General features: G+C 79.6%; 13 protein-coding genes. 4 read left to right on the top strand and 9 right to left on the bottom strand.

Annotation, left to right across the window (positions count from 1 at the left end; all coding sequences use genetic code 11):
• Positions 1-12 precede the first annotated feature (12 nt).
• Positions 13-894: an NAD(P)-dependent oxidoreductase gene (locus ACUN9U_RS09200; protein WP_445484651.1), complete on the bottom strand. Its 882-nt coding sequence runs from the start codon at positions 892-894 to the stop codon at positions 13-15.
• Positions 895-1,075: 181 nt separating this feature from the next.
• The gene (locus tag ACUN9U_RS09195; protein ID WP_445484650.1) at positions 1,076-4,615 is read right to left on the bottom strand and encodes a proline dehydrogenase family protein; all 3,540 of its coding nucleotides are present in this window, start codon (positions 4,613-4,615) and stop codon (positions 1,076-1,078) included.
• A gap of 129 nt (positions 4,616-4,744) precedes the next feature.
• Between ACUN9U_RS09195 and ACUN9U_RS09190 the strand changes: the two genes are divergently transcribed.
• Positions 4,745-5,683 carry a LysR family transcriptional regulator gene (locus ACUN9U_RS09190; RefSeq protein WP_445484649.1) on the top strand — a complete coding sequence of 313 codons (939 nt, stop codon included), beginning with the start codon at positions 4,745-4,747 and terminating at the stop codon, positions 5,681-5,683.
• Here the strand turns inward: ACUN9U_RS09190 and ACUN9U_RS09185 are convergent.
• The 4 genes from ACUN9U_RS09185 to ACUN9U_RS09170 all read right to left on the bottom strand — a co-directional run bounded on the left by ACUN9U_RS09185 (position 5,673) and on the right by ACUN9U_RS09170 (position 13,465).
• Positions 5,673-6,653 carry an ornithine cyclodeaminase family protein gene (locus tag ACUN9U_RS09185; RefSeq protein WP_445484648.1) on the bottom strand — a complete coding sequence of 327 codons (981 nt, stop codon included), beginning with the start codon at positions 6,651-6,653 and terminating at the stop codon, positions 5,673-5,675. The genes ACUN9U_RS09190 and ACUN9U_RS09185 overlap by 11 nt on opposite strands.
• 44 nt (positions 6,654-6,697) lie before the next feature.
• Positions 6,698-7,042, bottom strand: a complete 345-nt coding sequence (locus ACUN9U_RS09180; RefSeq protein ID WP_445484647.1) for a hypothetical protein — start codon at positions 7,040-7,042, stop codon at positions 6,698-6,700.
• A gap of 81 nt (positions 7,043-7,123) precedes the next feature.
• Positions 7,124-12,280 carry a hypothetical protein gene (locus tag ACUN9U_RS09175; RefSeq protein WP_445484646.1) on the bottom strand — a complete coding sequence of 1,719 codons (5,157 nt, stop codon included), beginning with the start codon at positions 12,278-12,280 and terminating at the stop codon, positions 7,124-7,126.
• Between the two features lie 267 nt (positions 12,281-12,547).
• Positions 12,548-13,465: a PKD domain-containing protein gene (locus ACUN9U_RS09170; protein ID WP_445484645.1), complete on the bottom strand. Its 918-nt coding sequence runs from the start codon at positions 13,463-13,465 to the stop codon at positions 12,548-12,550.
• A 335-nt stretch (positions 13,466-13,800) separates the two neighbouring features.
• Here ACUN9U_RS09170 and ACUN9U_RS09165 point away from each other — a divergent pair, with 335 nt between their 5' ends.
• Positions 13,801-14,676 carry a hypothetical protein gene (locus tag ACUN9U_RS09165; RefSeq protein WP_445484644.1) on the top strand — a complete coding sequence of 292 codons (876 nt, stop codon included), beginning with the start codon at positions 13,801-13,803 and terminating at the stop codon, positions 14,674-14,676.
• 31 nt (positions 14,677-14,707) lie between these two features.
• Here ACUN9U_RS09165 and ACUN9U_RS09160 read toward each other — a convergent pair whose 3' ends face one another.
• Positions 14,708-15,199 (bottom strand): hypothetical protein, encoded by a 492-nt coding sequence (locus tag ACUN9U_RS09160; protein ID WP_445484643.1) that lies wholly within the window; start codon positions 15,197-15,199, stop codon positions 14,708-14,710.
• A 72-nt stretch (positions 15,200-15,271) separates the two neighbouring features.
• Here ACUN9U_RS09160 and ACUN9U_RS09155 point away from each other — a divergent pair, with 72 nt between their 5' ends.
• Positions 15,272-16,708: an NAD(P)/FAD-dependent oxidoreductase gene (locus ACUN9U_RS09155; RefSeq protein WP_445484766.1), complete on the top strand. Its 1,437-nt coding sequence runs from the start codon at positions 15,272-15,274 to the stop codon at positions 16,706-16,708.
• A 3-nt stretch (positions 16,709-16,711) separates the two neighbouring features.
• On the opposite strand, the gene ACUN9U_RS09150 is transcribed toward ACUN9U_RS09155, so the two are convergent.
• Positions 16,712-18,217 (bottom strand): diguanylate cyclase, encoded by a 1,506-nt coding sequence (locus ACUN9U_RS09150; protein WP_445484642.1) that lies wholly within the window; start codon positions 18,215-18,217, stop codon positions 16,712-16,714.
• Positions 18,218-18,506: 289 nt separating this feature from the next.
• On the opposite strand from ACUN9U_RS09150, the gene ACUN9U_RS09145 reads away from it, so the two are divergent.
• Positions 18,507-19,628: a fatty acid desaturase family protein gene (locus tag ACUN9U_RS09145; protein WP_445484641.1), complete on the top strand. Its 1,122-nt coding sequence runs from the start codon at positions 18,507-18,509 to the stop codon at positions 19,626-19,628.
• A gap of 15 nt (positions 19,629-19,643) precedes the next feature.
• On the opposite strand, the gene ACUN9U_RS09140 is transcribed toward ACUN9U_RS09145, so the two are convergent.
• Complete coding sequence (locus ACUN9U_RS09140; RefSeq protein WP_445484640.1) at positions 19,644-19,934, bottom strand: hypothetical protein; 291 nt, start codon at positions 19,932-19,934, stop codon at positions 19,644-19,646.
• Positions 19,935-20,049 lie beyond the last annotated feature (115 nt).

Here is a 20,049-nt window from a genome sequence, read left to right as displayed (position 1 = left end):
CGGCCCGGCACGTCAGGGGCGGCTGCGGTCGGCGATGGCCCGCACCACGGCGGCCACGTCGAGCGCGCCGTCGCCGCGCGCCACGCCCTCGGCGCACAGGTCGCGGCAGACGTCCAGCAGCGGGCTGGCGACGCCCGCGGCGCGCGCCGCGTCGGTGATGAGGGACGCGTTCATGAGGACGTCGGCGAGCGAGGCCTGCGGCGCCCAGTCCTGCGCGACGAGCTTGGCGCTCTTCACCCGGGAGATCGGCGAGGACATCTGCCCGGCGTCGAGCACCCGCTGCAGCAGCGAGGGGTCCAGGCCGTGCGCCGCAGCGAAGTGGAAGGACTCGGCGAGCCCCGTCACGAGCGCGACGAGGAAGGTGTTGACGGCCAGCTTGAGGGTCAGCGCCGCAGGCACCTCGCCGCAGTGGGTGGTGGAGGCGCAGAAGCAGCGCAGCAGCGGGGTGACCCGCTCGACGGCCTCGCGCGGGCCGGCGGTCATGCCCACCAGCGAGGCCTCCTCGGCGGGGCGCCGGGAGCCGGACACGGGAGCCTCGACGAGGACGGCGCCCGCCGCGGCGAGCTGCTCCGCCAGCCGCCGGGAGCGCTCGGGCGCGAGCGTGCCGGTGTTGACCACCGTCCGGCCGGCCAGCAGCTCGCCGCGCCGCTCCCCCAGGGCGCCGAGCACGGCGTCGACGGCGTCGGCGCCGGCCAGCACGAGGATGACCACGTCGCTGCTCGCGAAGAGGTCGGCGACGTCGCGGGCGCGGCGCGCACCCGCGGCCTCCAGCGCCAGCGCGGGCGCCTCCGAGCGGTTCCAGACCGTCAGGGGCACGCCGGCGCGCAGGAGGTGGCCGGCCATCGGCGCGCCCATGATCCCCAGCCCGGCGAAGCCCACGCGCAGGTCTTCCACGCGCGGATCGTGCCACCGCGGGGTCGTGCCCGGGCGGCGACCACCGCTGTGACGGCCCCTCGGAGGACCGGCCCCTTGAGAGTGACCACCTGGTGACGCTCAAGGGGCCGATCCTCCGAGGCCGCCGCACCACCGCGATCCGGACCTCGCCCGACGTGGCCCCGTGCCGGGCGAGCGGGGGTCAAGGGGTGAGCAGGTCGTCCACCAGGGTCGAGGGCGTGCCGAAGCGGTGCGCGGTGGCGCTGACGGCCTGCTCGTGGAGGAACGGCAGCAGCTCCAGCCGCCCGGAGGCGGTGACCCGGCCGTGCCACACCGCGAGGTCGGGCCGCCCGCCGGTGGCCTCCGCCAGCGCCCTCGCCGCCGCCGCGGCGCCGGTGGGCTCTCCCGCCGGGCCGATGAGCCGCACCCGCGTCAGCGCCGCGGCGGGCGCGGCGGCCGCGCGGGCGAGCCAGGCGTCGTCGTCCTCGACCACCGCGCCGGGGGCGCAGGGCAGCGGCGAGGCCAGCGACACCTCCACGCGCGCACCGGTCCGGCGGGCCGCGGCGAGCACCCGCTCGACGTCGACGGGGTCGGCGCCGCCCACGGCGCGCACGGTGACCGGGGTCGGCACGTGCCGCAGCCAGTTGCGCTCGCTGACCAGCCCGCTCGGGTCCTGCGGCGAGCCGAGCAGCGACTCCCACGCGGCGGCGTCGGACGCCGCGGCGCGCTCCAGGAACGCCGCGCCGTCGAGGCCGTCGGTGCGCTCCCACCCCGTCAGGCCCAGCAGGTAGCTGGGCCCACCGGCCTTGGTGCCCGCGCCGACCGCCGAGCGCTTCCACCCGCCGAACGGCTGGCGCTGGACGATCGCGCCGGTGGTCCCGCGGTTGACGTAGAGGTTGCCGGCCTGGATCCGCGAGGCCCACCGGCGCAGCTCGCCCGCGTCGAGGGAGTGGATGCCGGAGGTCAGGCCGTAGTCGACCTCGTTGACGACGTCGATCGCCTCGTCCAGGGTCCGCGCGGTCATGACGCCGAGCACGGGCCCGAACACCTCGGTGCGGTGGTAGCGCGAGCCGCGGGCCACGCCGGCGCGGATGCCCGGCGTCCACAGCCGGCCCTCCAGCGCCGCCTCGGGGCCGGTGGCGGGCACGGGCAGCGACCGCGGCTGCAGCGCCCAGTGCTGCCCGGGCTCCAGCTCGGTCAGGCCCCAGTGCAGCGCGGAGCCGGGCTCGGGCCGCTCGATGACGGGACCGACCTGGGTGCGCGGGTCCCAGGAGGCGCCGACCACGAGGGAGGCGGCGGCGTCGAGCAGCTGGTCGTGGAAGCGGCGGGAGGTGGCCACCGACCCGACGAGCACCACGAGGGAGGAGGCGGAGCACTTCTGCCCCGCGTGCCCGAACGCCGAGGCGACGACGTCCTTCGCGGCCAGGTCGAGGTCGGCCGACGGGGTGATGATCATCGCGTTCTTGCCGGACGTCTCCGCGAGCAGCGGCAGGTCGGTGCGGAAGGTGCGGAACAGCTCGGCGGTGGCGTAGGCGCCGGTGAGGACGACGCGGTCGACCCGCGGGGAGCTGATGAGGTGGCGGCCCAGGCCGCCCTCGTCGACGGTCACCACGCGCAGCGCGTCGGCGGCGCCAGCCTCGGCGAGGGCCTGCGCGACCGCCTCGGCGAGCACCGCGCCGCAGCGCTGGGCGGGCTCGGCGGGCTTGAGGACGACGGCGGAGCCGGCCGCGAGCGCCGCGAGGACGCCGCCGGCGGGGATCACCACGGGGAAGTTCCACGGCGGGGTGACCAGCGTCAGGCGCGCGGGCACGGCCCGGACGCCGTCGCGGGCCTCGAGCGCGGCCAGCTCCAGGGCCTGCTCGGCGTAGTAGTGGGCGAAGTCGACGGCCTCGGAGACCTCCGGGTCGGCCTGGTCGGCGGTCTTGCCCGCCTCGGAGGCCATGACCTCCACCAGCTCGGCGCGGCGCGCCTCCAGGGCCCGGCCCGCGGCGTGCAGCGCGGCGGCGCGCTCGGCGGCGGGCCGCCGTCCCCAGGCCTCGGCGGCGGCGGCGGTGGCGCTGAGGAGGTCGTCGAGGAGCTCGGCGTCGTCGACGAGGGTCTGGGCGGCGCTGTGCCGGCCCGTGGTGCCCAGGCGGGAGGTGGCGGCGCGGGAGAGCGCAGCGCGCACCCAGGTGCGGTGGCCCTCGACGGCCGGGTCGGAGTCGGGGGTGCCGACGAAGCCCTTCCCGTCGGCTCCGGGCTCGTGGGGCAGCGCGAGGTAGCGGTCCGAGGGCCGCTCGTAGCGGCGGTGCGCGGGCGGGGGCGCGTCGGCGTCGCCGTGGTCGGCGAGCGCCTGGTCGCGCCAGACCGCGAGCAGCTGCAGCGACTCCTCGTGGCGCGCGAGCTCGCGGGCGAACAGCGGGGAGTCCGGCGTGATCTCGGTGATGGCCGACATGAAGTTGTCCGGGCTGGCCACCTCCTCCAGGCGGCGCACGAGGTAGGCGATGGCCACGTCGAACTCGCGCGGGTGCACCACGGGCGTGTAGAGCAGCAGCGAGCCGGTCTCGCGGCGCACGGCGGCGGCCTGCCCGGCGGCCATGCCGAGCAGCATCTCCACCTCCATCCCCTCGCGGGCGCCGCGGGCGCCGGCCAGCAGCCACGCGTGGGCGATGTCGAAGAGGTTGTGCCCGGCCACGCCCAGCCTGACGTTGGCAGTCCGCTCGGGGGTGAGGGCCCAGTCGAGCACCCGCTTGTAGTGGGCGTCGGAGGCGGCCTTGGTGCCCCAGGTGGCCAGCGGCCAGCCGTGGACGTCGGCGTCCACGCGCTCCATGGAGAGGTTGGCGCCCTTGACCAGGCGCACCTTGATCGGGGCGCCGCCGGCGGCGACGCGGCGGGCGGCCCAGTCCTGCAGCCGCTGCATCGCGGCCAGGGCGTCGGGCAGGTAGGCCTGCAGCACGATGCCCGCCTCGTACCCCCGCAGCGCCGGACGCTCCAGCAGGCGCGTGAAGACCGCGAGGGTGAGGTCGAGGTCCTTGTACTCCTCCATGTCGAGGTTGAGGAACGTCGGACGCCCCGGGGTGGTCGCCGCGGTCTCGTACAGCGGCGCGAGCCGCTCCACGACGTGCTCGACGTCCTCGGCGAAGCCCCAGGGGGCGTGCGGCGCGACCACGGCGGAGGTCTTCACCGAGACGTAGTCGACGTCGGGGCGCTCGACCAGGGCGCGCAGCCCCGCCAGGCGGCGGTCGGCCTCGCGCGCGCCGAGCACGGCCTCGCCGAGGAGGTTGAGGTTGAGCCGCACGGGCGCGGCGTCGTCACCGGCGCGCCGGATCCGGGCGAGGCTCCTGCCGAGCCGGGCGTCGGTGGCGTCCACCACGAGGTGGCCCACCATCGCCCGCAGGGCGCGCTTGGCGGCGGGGACGACGACGCCGGGCGCCACCGGGCCGAGCGCGCCCCCGGCCGTGACGGCCGCGCGCAGCGGCGGGGACAGGAAGGCCGGCGGCCGCTGGGCCAGGCGGCGCAGCACGGCGGCGCCGGCGGCGGGGTCCTCCGGGCGGACCACGCCGTCGACGAAGCCGGTCGCGAAGGCCAGCCCGTCGGGGTCGCGCAGCAACCCCGCCAGCTGCGCGGCGGCGCGCGCCTCGGCGCCGGTCACGGGGTGGGCCGCGGACTCCTCCAGCCAGCGGCCCACGAGCGCGGCGACGGCGTCGACGCCCACCTCGGCAGCGGCGGCGGTGTCGAGGGTGCTCAGCTCGGCAGCGGTCATGGCAGGAGTCTGCGCCGCCCGGGCGCCGTGCGACAGGTCATCACCGGTGAGCGTTGAGACGCAGTACCGTTCACCTCCGGTGACGGGTCGAGGCCCGGCCACGACCGCCCAGGACGAGGAGGAGCGCCCGTGCTCGACGTGCGGCGGCTGCTGCTCCTGCGCGAGGTCGCCACCCGCGGCACCCTGGCCGCCGCCGCTCAGGCGCTCAGCTACTCCCCCTCCCACGTCTCCCAGCAGCTGGGCCTGCTGGCCAGGGAGGCCGGGGCGCCGCTGCTGCGCCGCTCCGGGCGCCGCGTGGTGCTGACGGCCGAGGCCGAGGAGCTGGTGGCCGCCGCCGGGGAGGTGCTCGACGTCCTCGAGCGCGCCCGCGCCCGGGTGGCCACCACCACCCGCGACCGTGCCGGCGACCCGGCGGCGCCGCTGACCGGGCGGGTGCGGCTGGCGGTGTTCCAGTCAGCGGCGCTCGCCCTGGTGCCGGGCGCGCTGCGGCAGCTGGCGGCCCAGCACCCCGGGCTGCGCGTGGAGGTGGTCCAGGCCGAGCCGGGCGCGGCGCTGGAGGAGCTGGCGCTGCGGGACCTCTCGCGCGACTACGACGTCGTCGTGGCCGAGGAGTACCCCGCGCACTCCGCCCCGCACCTGCCCGGGCTGGTGCGCACCGAGCTGGTGCGCGACGCGCTGCGCCTGGCCCTGCCGCCGGAGCACCTGGCGCCGGGCGTGCACGACCTGGCCGACCTCGCGGGCAGCGCCGCGGCGCTGCCCTGGGTGGCCGAGCCGGAGGGCACCGCGAGCCGGCACTTCGCCGAGCAGACCTGCCGCACCAGCGGCTTCGAGCCCGACGTGAGGTTCACCAGCGCCGACCTGCAGACCCACCTGCGGCTGGTGGAGACCGGCTGCGCCGTGGCGCTGCTGCCCGACCTCGTGCACGCCGGGCGCGAGAGCGCCGCCCGCCTGGTGGACCTGCCCGGAGCACCGCGCCGGACGGTGTTCGCCGCGCAGCGCGCCGCCGCCACCGGCCAGCCGGCGCTGGCCGCCGTCGTGGAGGCGCTGCGCGCGCAGGTCAGGAGCTGAGCCGGGCGTGCACCGCGTCGGCGACGACGAGGTCCTGCCACGCCATCCCCGTGCCCTTGAACACCACCGCCCCCTGCGGCAGGGGCGCCCGGCCGGTGACGAGGTCGGCCAGCGGCACGAGGCGCTCGACCTCCAGGGCGCCCTGCGCCACGGCCAGGACCACGTCGCCGGCCTCGCGCAGCGCCGTCGCCGGCTCCTCCACGACCACGGCGGCCCGCGCCAGCAGCGCCGCGTCGAGCTCGCGCCGGTCCGGCTCGTGGGAGCCGACGGCCACGGCGACGACGTCCTCGCGCAGCACCGCCGACCCGAACAGCGGCTCCCCCGCCGACGTGGCGCAGACGACGACGTCGGCCGCCCCCAGCGCCCGCTGCGCCTCCGGCGACGCCAGGCCCAGCACCGCCGCGCTGGTGCCACCGCCGGCGCCGAGGGCGGCCAGCGCCGCGGCCGCGCCCGCGGCCCGCTCCGGGGAGCGCACCAGCAGGTCCACGTGCGCCACCGGCCGCTGCCCGCCGGCACCGAGCACCTCGACCAGCGCGCGGGCGTGCTCCACGGCCTGCACCCCGCCGCCCACCACCGCGGCGCGCACCGGCCCGCTGCCGCGAGCCAGCACGTGCGCGACCGCCACCAGCGACGTCGCCGGGGTGCGCAGCGCCGTGAGGGCCGGGGCGTCCAGGGTGGCCAGCGGCAGCAGCGTGGTGGCGTCGAAGAGGACGTAGAGACCGGTCACGGTCGGCAGGCCGAGCGCCGGGTTGCCGGGGGCGACGCCCACGAGCTTCACGCCGGCGCGCCGGCCGGAGGCCGCCGGCATGGTGAGCACCTGACCGCCGGCGGCCGCGAAGCCCGTGCGCGCCGGCCCGGCGGCCGGGTCCAGGCCGTCGAGCAGCGCCTGCCGCAGCAGCGCCGTCGCCTCGGGCAGGGAGACCGCCGAGCGCACCCGGTCGGCGTCGTGGTGGGGCAGCACGGGGGGCATCCTCGCCGAGCCCGCCCGGCGCGGCGCGACCGGACCGGCCGGGCTCAGCCCCGTCCGGCCGCCCGCACGACACCGGCCTCGTCGAGGTCGAGGTTCACCCGCTCCGGGCGGAAGTCCATGGTCACCGCGAAGCAGTCGGCGCCGCGCCCGACCACGCGCACGGGGAGGCCCTCGGCCTCCGCCCGCGCCGTCGCCTCGGCCTCGGGCAGGTCCAGCAGGGAGCGGGTGAGGTCGTCGGCGGCGCCGCTGGACCCGCACGGGCTGCTGGTGGCAGCCGGCGGGTCAGCGCCGACGGGGTCGGCCGCGCCGCACGCGGCCGTCACCGAGACCGCCGCGAGCAGGACGACGACGAGCACCACCCGGGAAGCGCCCAGCGCTGTGACGACCACGTCCCCAGGACGCCCCCGGGCCCCCCGGTGTTGCACCCCGACGCGCCCGGGTGCCCGGCCGCCCACGACCACGGTCGGGGGTCAGCCGCGCGAGCCGCTGCGCGGGCGGGGCGGGGCCTGGGCCGCGCCCCGCGCCCCGGCTGCCCGGGAGGAGCCCTTGGCCGCCGAGCCCTTCGCCGCCGGCCCCGTGGCCGCCGCACCCGAGGACGGCGAGCCCAGCGACGTGGAGGCCGCCGACAGCTCGGACAGGTCCGACAGGATCCGGGCGTGGCGGGCGCGCAGCGCCTCGACGTCGGCCTGCGCCTGCTCCAGCACCCCCTCGGCCTCCTCGCGCAGCCGCTCGGCCTCGGCGGCCGCGTCCTCGAGCAGCTGGTGGGCGGCGGTGCGCGCCTCGGCGAGCAGCTCCTCAGCCTCGGCGGCGGCCGCCCGGCGCTGCTCGGCGGCCTCGCCGCGGGCGCGGGCGACCTCCTCGGCCACCCCGTCGACCAGGGCACGGGCGCCCGCCTCGGCCTGGGCCGCCGCGCGCTCGGCGCGGGCCGTGGTGGCCGCCGCCTCCGCGGTGGCGGCCTGCTCCAGGCGCGCGGCCTCGGCCTGGGCGACCTCCAGGGCCTCCCGCGCGGAGGCGCGGGCCGCCGCCACCTCGCGGCGCGCGGAGGCGAGCAGCTGCTCGGCCTCGCGGGCGGTGGTCTCGCGCAGCACCGCCGCCTCGTGCTGCAGGGCCGCGCGCAGCGCCTCGGACTCCTCCTGCGCGGCGCCGCGCAGCTGCTCCGCGGCGGCCACGGCGGCGGCCCGCTCGCGCTCGAGGCGCTCGGCGGCGGCCGCGGCCAGCTGCTGGGCGCGCTCGCGGGCCTCGCGGACCAGGGCCGCGGCCTCGGCGTGGGCCTGGCGGGAGGCGGCCTGGGCGGTCTCGGCGGCCCGGGCGCGCAGGCGCTCGGCCTCGTCCTGGCCCTCCTGCACGCGGGCGGCGGCCTCGGCGGTGGCGCGGGCGGCCTCGGCCTCGGCGGCGGCGCGCAGGCGCTGGGCCTCCGCCCGCGCCGCCTCGGCCTCCTCCGCGGCGCCCTCGCGCAGCGCGTCGGCGTGCGCGGTGGCAGCGGTCAGGGCCCGCTTGGCCTCGGCGTAGGCGTCGGCGGTGGCCCGGCGGGCCTCGGCAGCGGCCTGCTGGCGGGCCTGGTCGGCCTCGCGGCGGGCCCGGGTGGTCTCCTCACCGGCCTCGCGCTGCGCGCCGGAGACCAGGGCGGCGGCCTCGGCGCGGGCGCGCTCGAGCTCGTCGCCGGCCTGCGCGCGCAGCAGCACCGCCTCGTCGCGCAGCGCGGCGGCGGCCGAGGCGGCCTGCTCGCGCGCCACCAGCGCGTCGGCGCCGGCGCGCTCCAGCAGCGCCTCGGCCTCGGCGGTGGCGCGGGCCAGCTCGGCGGCGGCGCGCTCGCGCACCCCGGTGGCCTCGGCCACCACCCGCTGCGCCTGGGCGCTCGCCTCGGCGCGGGCGGCGGTGGCGGCGGCCTCCGCGGCAGAGCGCTCCCGGGCGGCGCGCTCCTGGGCGGCCACGAGGAGCCGGTCGGCCTCGGCCTCGGCGGCGCGGTGGCGGGCCTGGGCGCGGGCGGTGATGTCGTCGGCGGCGCGCTGGACGCTGGAGAGCATCTCCTCGGCCTCGGCGCGGGCGGCGGCCACCAGGTCGTCGGCCTCGGCCTCCAGGGCGGTGCGGGCGCTCTCGGCGTCGTTGAGCAGGGACACCCCGCGCTGGCGCGCCAGGGCCATGAGCTCCTCGGCGTCCACCTGCGCCGCGGCCCGCACGTCGTCGGCGTCGGCCGCGGCGGCGGTGGTGATGCGCACCGCCTGCGCGCGGGCGGAGCCCAGCAGCTCCTGCAGCTCCTCGGCGGCCTCCTCGCGGGAGGCCTCCGCCTCGGCGAGCACGTCCTCGGCCTCGGCGCGGGCTGCCGTGACTACCTGGTCGGCCTCGGCGGCGGCGTCGGCGAGCAGCTGCTCCACCGCGGCCTGCGCGGCCGCCACGGCCTCCTCGGCCTGCGAGCACAGCTCCTCGGCGCTGGCCCGGGCGCGCCCCAGCACGTCGTCGGCGAGGTCGACGGCGTCGGCGTGCAGGGCGTCGGCCTCCTCGGCGGCGGTCTGCCAGAGCCTGTCGACCTCGCGGCCGGCCTCGGCGAGCACCTCGCCGGCCTGCGCGCGGGCGGCGGCCACGAGGCGGTCGGCCTCGGCGCGGGCGGCCAGGGCGTGCTCGCGGGAGCGGGAGCGCTCGGCCTCGACCTCCACGTGCAGCGCGGCCGCGGACGCGCGGGCCACCTCGGCCAGCTCCTCGGCCTCGCGGGCAGCGGCCTGCACGCCCTGGACGGCCTGCTCGCGGGTGGCCTGGGCGTGGCGGCGGGCGCCGGCGAGCACGGCCTCGGCCTCGGCGTGCAGGGCGGCCGCGGAGCCGCGGGCCGCCTCGGCCAGCTCGGTGGCCTCGGCGCGCGCCGCCGCCTCCAGCTCCTGCACGCGCCGGCGCGCGGCCTCGGCGTGCTCCCGGGCACCGGCGAGGACCTGCTCGGCGTCGCGGCGGGCGGTCGCCGCGGCGGTGCGCGCCACCTCCAGGACGGTGCCGGCCTCGCGGGCGGCGCGGTCGGCGACGGTGTCGGCGGCGGCGCGGGCCACGGTGCGCAGCTGGGCGGCCTCGGCGCGGACGGCGGCCGCCTCGGTGCGCGCCGCCTGCAGCACGCCGTCGGCCTCCGCCTGAGCGGTCGCGGCCAGGGCGGCGGCGCGGGACTGCGCGTCGGCGCGGGCGCCGGCCAGCAGCGCCGCGGCGTCGGACTCGGCGCTGGCGCGGACCGCGGCCGCGGCGGCGGTGGCCTGCTCGCGCAGCGCGGCGACCTGCGCGCGCAGCTCCGCCGCCTCCGCCTCCGCCGAGGCGACCAGCTCGGACGCCTCGGCCTGCGCGGTGGCCGCAGCCTCGCGCGAGCCCGACAGCAGTGCGTCGGCCTCGGCGCGGGCCGCGGCGCGCAGCTCCTCGGCGTCGGCCTCGGCCCGACCGCGGACCGCAGCCACCTGCGCGCGCAGCGCGTCCGCCTGCGCCGTGAGCTCCTCGACGACGGCGCGCGCGGCGGTCCGCTCGGCGTCGAGCGCGGACAGCACCTCCTCACGGACGGCCTCGGCCTCGGCGCGCGCGGTGGCCAGCACCGCCGCCGCGCCGGTGCGGGCGCCGGCCAGGGCCTGCTCGCGGTCGGCCAGGGCCTGCTCGCGCACGGCGTCGGCCTCGGCGCGGGTCTGCGCGAGCAGGGCGGCGGCCTGGGCGCTCGCCCCGGCCAGGACGCCGTCGGCCTGGGCGGTGGCCTGCTCGGCCTCCGCGCGGGCCACCGCCAGCGCCTCGGCGGCCTCGGTGCGGGCCTGCTCCAGCAGGCGGGCGCCCTCGGCGCGGGCGGCCTCGCGCAGGCCGTCGACGTCGTCGAGGGCTGCCTCGCGCTCCAGTTCCAGGGCGGCGAAGACGGCGGCGCGCTCGGCGTCGATGTCGCCGCGGGCGGCGCGCAGCTCGGCGGCCACCAGCTCGGCGGCCTCCTCGCGGGCGGCCTGCTCGGCCCCGCTGGCGCGGGCGTGCAGCGCCTCGGCCTGCTGGGCGCGCTCGGCGGCCTGCGCGTGCAGCCCCTCGGCCTGCGCCACCAGCGCGCGTGCGGCCTCCTGGGCCTGCTCGGCGGTGCGCTCGGCGTCCTCCACGGCGGCGGCGCGCACGGCCTCGGCGTCGTCCCGGGCGGCCAGCACGGCGGCCTCGGCCGCCTCGGCGGCGTCGCGGGCGGCCTGCTCGCGGTCCTGCTCGGCGTCGGTGAGCACCTGGTGGGCGTCAGCCCGGGCCTGGGTGAGCAGCTGCTCGGCCACCGCGGCGGCCTCGGCGCGCACGCGCTCGGCGTCGTCGTCGACCTCGGCCCGCAGCTGCTCGGCGTAGGCGACGGCGGCGGCCGCCTGCCGGCTGGCCTCCGAGCGGGTGCGGTCTGCGTCGGCGCGGGCCGCGGCGCGGGCCTGCTCGGCCTCGGCGCGCGCCACGGCGCCCTCGGCCTCGGCCGCCTCCAGGCGGGCCTGGGCGTCCGCGCGGGCCGCGGCGAGGCGGCTCTCGGCCTCCCGGACCAGGCGGGCGGCCTCCTCGCGGGCGGCGGCGACGACGCGCTCGGCGGCCGCGCGGGCCTGCTCGAGGTCGGCCTCGGTCTTCAGGCGCAGCTCGCTGGCGTCGGCCTGCGCGCTGGCGCGGGCGGCGACGGCGCGCTCGACGGTCACCGCGGCCTCGCGGGTCACCTCCGCGGCGCGGGCGGCGGCCTCGTCGACGATGGTGTCGGCCACCGACCGCAGGACGCTGACGCGGTCCTCCAGCGCGGCGGTCTGGTCGGCGTACTCCCCGCGGCGGGTGCGCAGGGCGGTGAGGTCCGTGCGCAGCAGGCTCAGCTGCTCGCGCAGCGTCGTGTACTCCTCGCCCATCGCCGCGAGCACCTGGCGCCCCTGCTCGGTGCGGGTCTCCAGGAGCTCGACCTCCTGGGCGGCGCGCGCGAGCATGCTCTCGGCGCGCTCCTCGGCGGTGCCGATGACCAGGGCGGCGTGGCGGGCGGACTCCGCGCGCTCGGAGGCGGCGCGCTCAGCGGCCTCCTCCACCAGGGCGCGGGCCTCGCGCTCGGCGGTGGCGCGCACCTCCTCGGCGTGGCGCTGGGCCAGGCCCAGCAGCTCCACGGCGTGGTCGTAGCGGGCGGCGTCGACGCTCGGGACGGCGTGCTGCACGGGCTGCTGGTGCTGCGGGACGTGCTGCGGGACGTGCTGCTGGGGCGGCTGGTGGGCGCTCTGGTGCGACGGCGGGGTGCCGTACCAGTGCTCCTGCTCGGCCGCGGAGGGGTGGTGCAGCGCCGGGGCCGTGGCCGGCAGGTGCACCGGCTGGGCCGCGCGCTCACCCGCGTGCTGCGGGTGCTGCGGCTGCTGCGCCGGGGCGCGCCCGAGCCACTGGTCCAGGTGGTCCGAGGCGGCCGGCGCGCCGCCGCCGCCCTCGCGCAGGTCGATGACGGGGCGCCCGGCCCCCGGCCGCGCACCCGGACGCGTGGCCGCCCCCACCGGGGTGGGCGTGGGCGGGGTGCGGCCGGCGGCCGGGGCCACCGCGGGCAGCGAGACCGAGGTGTGGGCGCGGTGGGAGGCCACCCGCACCCGGGGCAGGGGGGAGGCGTCGTCGTGGTCGTCGTGCTCGTCCCACGGAGAGGGGTCGCCCTGGTAGCCGGGGCGGCGCGTCTCCATGCACGGATCGTGACACCTCGAGCGCTCTGCGCGTGGGACTTCCCGCGCGTCGAGGCATGTCGTGGCGCCGCCGGCCGACGCCCGGGGCCGGCGCCGCGGCCGCGAACCGGGACAGACCCGGGTCCTCGCCGCACATCCCCGGGGCCCCTGTGGCTGCTGTGAACGATGGTGCCCCGGCGGTGGCGGCCCACCGCGGACCCACCCCTCGGCCCGGCGTGTCGCGCCGCCAGCACCCAGGCCGGCGACGGCCGGCCCGCCGGCCGGACCTCAGCCGGCCGTGTCGCCGACCAGCGCGCCCGCGCCGGTCAGCACCGCGAGCGGCACCGGCGGGGAGACGACGTCGGCGGTGCCGGCCACGGCGGTGAAGGGCCCGCCCTCCACCGAGAACACCCCGGCGTACGTCGTCGTGAGCACCACCTGCACCTCGCCTCCGCGATCGTAGGTGTGCGCGGTCGCCAGGGCCGGGTAGAGGGCCCCGGGGTCGGTGGTCGGGCCGAGCACCGTCCCGTCGCCGAAGTCCCACGTCCACGCCACCGGCGTCGCCCGCACCTGGACCGGCGCGCCGAGCACGGCCGTGGCCAGCACCCGCGGCGCCGTGCCCGCGACCGCGTTGAGCGGCACCCCGACCAGCGCGAAGCCGTTGCCGGGCTCGAGCACGACGTCCTGCGGCGGGATGGGCAGGGCGCGGAAGTCCGCCAGGGTCAGCCCGGGGACGGCCTCGCCGTCCTGCGCCTCCTCGCGGGTCAGGCACCGGGTGCCCACGAGGTCCCACGCCTGCCCGTCGCCGGAGCGGTACTGCCAGTAGAACAGCCGCGGGGCGGCGCACTGCCCGGTGGCCAGGTCGCACGTGGTGGTGCCCGGCGCGGCCAGGGTGTTGCCCTCGCACGCCAGCACGTAGCGGTACCGGTAGCGCGGACCGCTGGCGCTCCCGCTGCCGCCGCCGCCCTGGCCCGCCGAGGCGCCGCCGCGGCCCGGCAGGTCCCGCGCGCACCCCACGCCGACGGAGTCCCCGGCGGCGCCCGCCGTGCACGCCGCGGCCGGCGGCACGGCCCCCGGCAGCACCACCACCACCGGCGCCCCCTGCAGGAGCAGGACGAGGACGACGACGAGCGCCGCCGCACCGGCCCGCCCGCGGCGCGGGCGCTGGTGGCGCCGGGAGGCCGGCGGGAGGGAGCTGTCGGGCACGGCCGCAGCGTGGGGCACCACCGCACCCCCGCCGGGGCTCGTGTCGCCTCGCCGGACCACCGGCGTGCTCCCCCGGCGTCCCGGCGCGCACGCAGCGTGCTCGGCCGTCAGCGCAGCGCGAGCACGCACCGGCCGCGGTCCGCAGCGGCGGGCTGGGGGTCCGGCGCGGGGCACCCCGGCATCCTGGCCCGGCGGCGCCCCCCGGTGCCGGCGCCGGCCGCGCGCCTGTGGACAGCCGGCCGCCGGCCACCTCCCGGGCTCCCGGGCCCCTGCGCCCCGAGCCCCCCGCAGCCGCCTCTTGACCATCTCTTGACCCTGGAGTGGGACACTGGGACATGCCCGCCGGCGTCCTCGGTCCCCCGCCCGCCACCGCCCCCCGGCCCTCCCTCGCCTCGCGCGCCCGCCGGTGGACCGTCGCCGTGCTGGCCGCGGCGCAGGTGCTCGCCGCCGTCGTCGCCGCGGCCCTCGGCGGCGGCCGCCCCGGCGGGACCGGCGGCGCCGGTGGCACCGACCTGCTCATCACCCCCGCCGGCTACGCCTTCGCCGTCTGGGGCGCGGTGGTCGCCGGCTGCCTGGCCTACGCCGTCTACCAGCTGCCCGCGGCCCGCGGCGACGAGCCGGCCCACCGCCGCGTCGCCTGGCCCTTCGCCGGGGTGATGGCGGGCTTCGTGGCCTGGCTCGTCCTGGCCGCCACCGCCCCGACGTGGACCACCGCGCTGGTGTTCGCGGTCATGCTGGGGCTGCTCGTGGTCGCCTACGACACCGCGCTGCGCCACCGGCGCCTCGTGCGGCTGCCCGGGCGCCTGCTGCTCCTGGGCACCCTCGGGGTCTACACCGGCTGGGCGGCCGTCGCGGTACCCGTCAACGCCGCCTCGGCGCTGGCCGACCTCGGCCTGCCCACCACCGGCAGCGCCGCGGCGGCGTGGCAGGCGGTGGTCCTCCTCGTGGCGCTGGGCGCCGGCGTCGCGGTGGTGCGGCGCTGGCGCGCGCGGGCGGCGAGCACGCTGGCCGTGGTCTGGGCGCTGCTCGCAGTCGCCTTCGGGGCCGGCGCGCGCGAGGGCGGGGCGCTGCTCGCCGCCGCCGCCGCGGTCGGTGCCGTCGTGCTGCTCGGCTGGGCGGTGTGGATGCGCTGGGAGGACCTGCGCCGCCGCGTGGCGGCCAGCACCGTGCGCCTCGGCGGGCCCGGCTCGCCGTTCGGCCCGCGCCCCTGACACCGGAGCACCGGGCACGAGGGGCGGGCCGTCAGCCGGCGCTGGTGGACCCGTCGTCCGGCGCGCCGCCGTGGCCGAGGGCGAGCATCGCCTCGAGCATCTCCGCGCGCAGCCTCTCGATCTCCGGGGTGAGCCGCTCCACCGCCTGGCGGCGGCGCGGGGCGTCGGCGCGGCCCGGTGCCGTCGCGCCCAGCAGCAGGTGGCGCGAGCGCTCCAGCGCCCTCGCCCGCCGCAGCCACGCGTCGGCCTGCGCCGCCTGCGCCGGGCTGCCCGCGGCCTCGGCGTCGCTGCGCGCCGAGGTGGCGTGGTCGACCAGGGCGGAGATCTGCTGGGCCAGGCGCGCGTCGGGGGTGCGCGCGGTCCGGGCGTCGGCCCACCGCTGGGTGAGCGCCCGGAAGCGCTCGCGGGTCTCGGGCTCGCGCAGGTACGGCGCCACGACCGTCATCCAGCGGATGGCGTCGGGTCCGCGCTTGGCCGCGAGCGCGACGAGCTGGCGCAGCACGGTCGGGTTCAAGGCGGCCACCCGGCCATGGTGGCCCGGCGCCGCGGCAGCCGCGCGCGAGAGGATCAGCCCGTGGACGTCCCCTCCGACGGTGTGGTCGACGGCGAGGTCAGCTTCTGGTGGCACCAGCTGGGCGGCGCGCGGGCGCGGCGCCGGCGGCCGCCGCTGCCGCCGTCGTCGGCGCCCCTGGAGTGCGACGTCGCGGTGGTCGGTGCCGGGTTCACGGGGCTGTGGACGGCGTACTACCTCAAGCGGGCCGACCCGTCGCTGCGCGTCGTCGTCCTCGAGCAGCGGTTCGCGGGGTACGGGGCGTCGGGCCGCAACGGCGGCTGGCTGACCAACGAGATCACCGGCGGGGTGGAGGGCTACCGCGCCGGCCACGGCCCGGCCGCGGTGGACGCGTTCCAGCTGGCGGCGGACGGGGCGGTCGCCGAGGTGGTGCGCGTCGCCGAGGCGGAGGGCATCGACGCCGACGTCCACCTCGGCGGCGAGCACACCGTGGCCCGCGGCCCGGCCCAGCTGGCGCGGCTGCGCGCGCTGCACGCCTCGATGGCGGCCCGCGCCGGCACGGACGCGGTGTGGCTGGACGCCGAGGAGGCGCACGCGCGGATCGGCGTGGCGGGCACCCGCGCGGCGGTGTGGCACCCGCACTGCGCGCGGGTCCACCCCGCGAAGCTCGTGCGGGGGCTGGCCGAGGCCGTCGAGCGGCTCGGGGTCGAGGTCTACGAGGGCACCCGCGTCACGGAGGTCTCCCCCGGGCTGGCGCGCACGCTCGTGGACGGCGTCCCCGGCCGGGTGCGGGCCCGGGTGGTCGTGCGCGCGACCGAGGGCTACACCGCCGACATCCCCGCGCTGCACCGCGACTGGCTGCCGATGAACTCCTCCGTGGTCGTCACCGCGCCGCTGCCGGCGCCGGTGTGGGACGCCATCGGCTGGGGCGGCCGCGCCACGCTGGGCGACGCGGCGCACGTCTACGCCTACGCCCAGCGCACCGCCGACGACCGGATCGCCCTGGGCGGGCGCGGCGTCCCGTACACCTGGGGCTCCAGCACCGCCCGCACCACGGCCGACGGGCGCACCCCGGCGCGCACGGTGGAGGGGCTGCGCCGGGTGCTGGAGGACTTCTTCCCCGTGCTGCGCCAGCTCACCCCCGACGGGCGGGCGCCGGTGGAGCACGCGTGGTCGGGCGTGCTGGCGGTCCCGCGGGACTGGCAGGCCTCGGTCGGGCTGGAGCGCGCCGCGGACGGGACGGCGCTGGCGTGGGCCGGCGGGTACGTCGGGACCGGCGTCACCGCCGCCAACCTCGCCGGGCGCACCCTGCGCGACCTCGTCCTCGGGGAGCGCACCGCGCTGACCGAGCTGCCGTGGGTGGGCCACCGGGTGCGCCGCTGGGAGCCCGAGCCGCTGCGCTGGATCGCCGTCCACGGCCTGTACGCCGCCTACCGCGCGGCCGACGCCGCCGAGGCGCGCGGGCGCCGGCGCACCTCACCGCTGGCGGTGCTGGCCGGCAGGGTCGCCGGCCACCGCTGAGGGTCAGCCGGCGGCGGGCTGCAGCGGCGCCGCGGCCGTGACGACGCCGCCGCCGGAGCCCTTGGCGCGGTACATGGCCTCGTCGGCGCGCCGCAGCAGCAGGTCGACGTCGTCCTCGCCCACCGCACGGCCCGCGGCGACGGCGTCCCCGCCCAGGCGCAGGACGCCGACGCTGACGCCCACGCTGACCGCGGTCGTCCCGGCTGCACCCGCAGGCGTGACGTCGACGGGCCGGCGAACCGCGTCCTCCAGGCGGCCCCCGAGGGCGTCGACCTGGTCGGCCGGCACGCCGAAGCACAGGGCCACGAACTCGTCGCCGCCCATGCGGGCCACCACGTCGCCGGCGCGGACGGCGGCGCGCAGCCGGTCCGCCACGGCCCTCAGCACGAGGTCGCCGGCGCGGTGGCCGTGCACGTCGTTGACGGCCTTGAAGCCGTCGAGGTCGAGGAAGAGCAGCACCGCGCCGTCGGTGCCGGCGGCCTCGGCGAGCCGCCGGTGCAGCAGCACGCGGTTGGCCGCCCCGGTGAGCTGGTCGTGGTGGGCCTGGTGCTCCAGGGCCGCGCGGGCGGCCTCCTGGTCGCGCACCAGCAGGTGGAAGCGGGCCACCACGGTCAGGGCGAGCACCAGCGCCCCGGCCAGGGAGGGCACCAGGTCCCACAGCCCGGTGCCGCGCACCGCGGCCATGACGAGCACCGTGGTCAGCGACCCGCCGAGCAGCAGCAGGCGCCAGCGCTGGAGCACCCACCCGCCGCGGTGGGGGGCCGAGGTGGTCAGCAGCGCGCGGTCGCGGTGCACGGCGGCCGCCCCGAGGCAGCCGTTGACGACGAGGAAGGCGGCGTCCAGGCGTGCCGGGTCGAACGCCGGCGCGGCCAGCATGACGACGGTGTAGAGCAGGTCCAGCGGCAGGGTGAGCCCCAGGCAGACCAGCAGGAGCACCGTGGACGCCCCGCGGCGCCCGGGGGCCATGAGCAGGGTCATGGCCAGGGCGAAGATCCCGATGTCGCCGAGCGGGTACAGCGACTGCACCACCAGCTCGGCGGCCGAGCCCCCACCGCGCAGCCCCGGCTCGACGAGCAGCTGCCAGGCGATGGCCGCCACGGCGGCGGTGGCCACCGTCGCGTCCAGCGCGACGGCCTGCAGCACCGGGCGCGCGAGCCCGCGGGAGCGGACCACGAGGACGACGGCGGCGCCCAGCAGCGGGTAGGAGGCCAGCCAGAAGGCGTCCGGCGGGCCGAGCTCGCCCCACTCGTGGTCCAGCGCGTCCAGGACCCGGTGCGTGGCGTCGCCGGCCAGCCAGCAGGTCGTGGTGGCGGCGACGAGCACCCACGGCGCCCGCCCACCGCCCCGGGAGGCCAGGGCACCGGCCCAGGTGCAGGCGACGAGCACGACCGAGCCCACCAGGTAGGCCGTGGAGGCGGCGGGGCTGCCCGGCGCCACCGCCGTGGGCATGGCGAGCACCGCGAGGGCGACGACGACCGCCCACGGCAGCCACGTCCGCCAGGACCTCATGCGGCGGTCTTCGGCAGGCGCGGCGCAGCAGTTGAGCCGCAGCGCCCGAACGGCTGCCCAGGACGCCGGCGCACGGGGCACCGCCCGCGGTGTGTGACAGTGGTGGTGGGGCCACGGCCCCTCGCTGAGCGGTCGGACGCGGCGTGCCCGGGACCGGGGCGGCGCACGGGTGAGCAGTGGCTGTCGCCCGCGCCCGACCCCGCCACCACCCGGTGCGGTGGTGGCGTCGGAGCACGGCACGCGCCCGCGCCCGCGGTGCGCGCCACCGCACCGACGAGGGGCCCCCGCCATGACCGCCGAGCTCTCCGACAGCCCCGCCGCCGCACCTCCCGCCGGGCAGACCACCCGCGCGCAGGGCCCGCGCGTGCGCGAGCGCGACAGGGCGGTGAGCGCCTACGCAGAGCTCTCGCGCGCCGTGCGCGAGCGCGGGCTGCTCGAGCGGCGCCTGGGCTACTACGCCGTGCGCACCGGCGCCGCTGCCCTGGCCGTGGTCGCGCTCGTCACGGGCGTCGTCCTGCTGGGTGACTCCTGGTGGCAGCTGCTGCCGGCGGCCGCGCTCGGCGTGCTCGGCACCCAGTTCGCCTTCCTCGGCCACGACAGCGCCCACCGGCAGGTCTTCGACTCCGCGGCGCGCAACGAGTGGGCGGCGCGCGTCTTCGCGGGCCTGTGCGCCGGGCTCAGCCACGGCTGGTGGATGAACAAGCACTCCCGCCACCACGCCGCGCCCAACCAGGTGGGCAAGGACACCGACATCGAGTCGGTCGTCGTGGCCTTCCACGCCGAGGAGGCCCAGCGGCGCCGCGGCCTGCGGGCCGCGCTGACCCGCCACCAGGGCTGGTTCTTCCTGCCGCTGCTGCTGCTGTCGGGGGCCAACCTGCACGTCGACAGCGTCAAGGCGCTCGCCCGCCGCTCCCCGGTCAAGGGCCGCTGGGCCGACGCCGGCTTCATCGCCGCCCACTGGGCCGTGTACGCCTCGCTCCTGCTCGCCACGATGGGGCCGGGCAAGGCCGCCGCCTTCGTCGGGGTGCACCTGGCCGTCTTCGGGCTGTGCATGGGCGGCGCCTTCGCGCCCAACCACGTCGGCATGCCGATCGTGGAGCGCGGCGCCCGCATCGACTTCCTGCGCCGCCAGGTGCTCACGTCCCGCAACATCCGCGGGGGCGTGGTGGTCGACTTCCTCATGGGCGGGCTGAACCGCCAGGTGGAGCACCACCTGTTCCCGAGCATGCCGCGGCCCAACCTGCGCCGGGTGCAGCCGGTGGTGCGCGACTTCTGCGCCGCCCACGGCATCCCCTACACCGAGACCTCGCTGGTCGGCTCCTACAGGGCGATCATCGGCCACCTCAACGAGGTCGGCCTGCGCGCCGGGGACCCGTTCGCCTGCCCCCTCGCCGCGCAGCTGCGCGCCTGAGACCCGGCCGCCCGGCTACCGCTGGGACGGAGGCCCCCACCGCTGCGTCTCCCCCCAGGACGGCGGCTCCGACGGCGACGCGGCGGCGGGCGCCAGCACGAGGCGGAGCACGTGCCCGGCGACGCAGATCATGCCGGCCCAGAAGGCCGCCTCCCGGATCCACGCGACCGCGGGGGACGCGTAGCCGCCGTCCAGCCCGCCGCTCAGCCCGCCGTCCGCCAGGGTGACGACGAAGCTCAGCCCCAGCAGGAGCAGCCCGGTGGGGAGCAGCGGCGAGCGCCGGGGAGCTGCTGAGCGGGTGTCCACGCGCTCAGTGTGGCCCTCGGTGCACGCACCTGCCGCCGTCCACGCCGGACGACGTGGGTCGCGGGCCCCGGTCCGTGGGCCCAGGTCCGGCCGGCTCGGAGGATCGGCCCCTTCA

Source organism: Quadrisphaera sp. KR29 (assembly GCF_052644995.1).
This window is presented reverse-complemented; position numbering and strand designations above follow the sequence as displayed.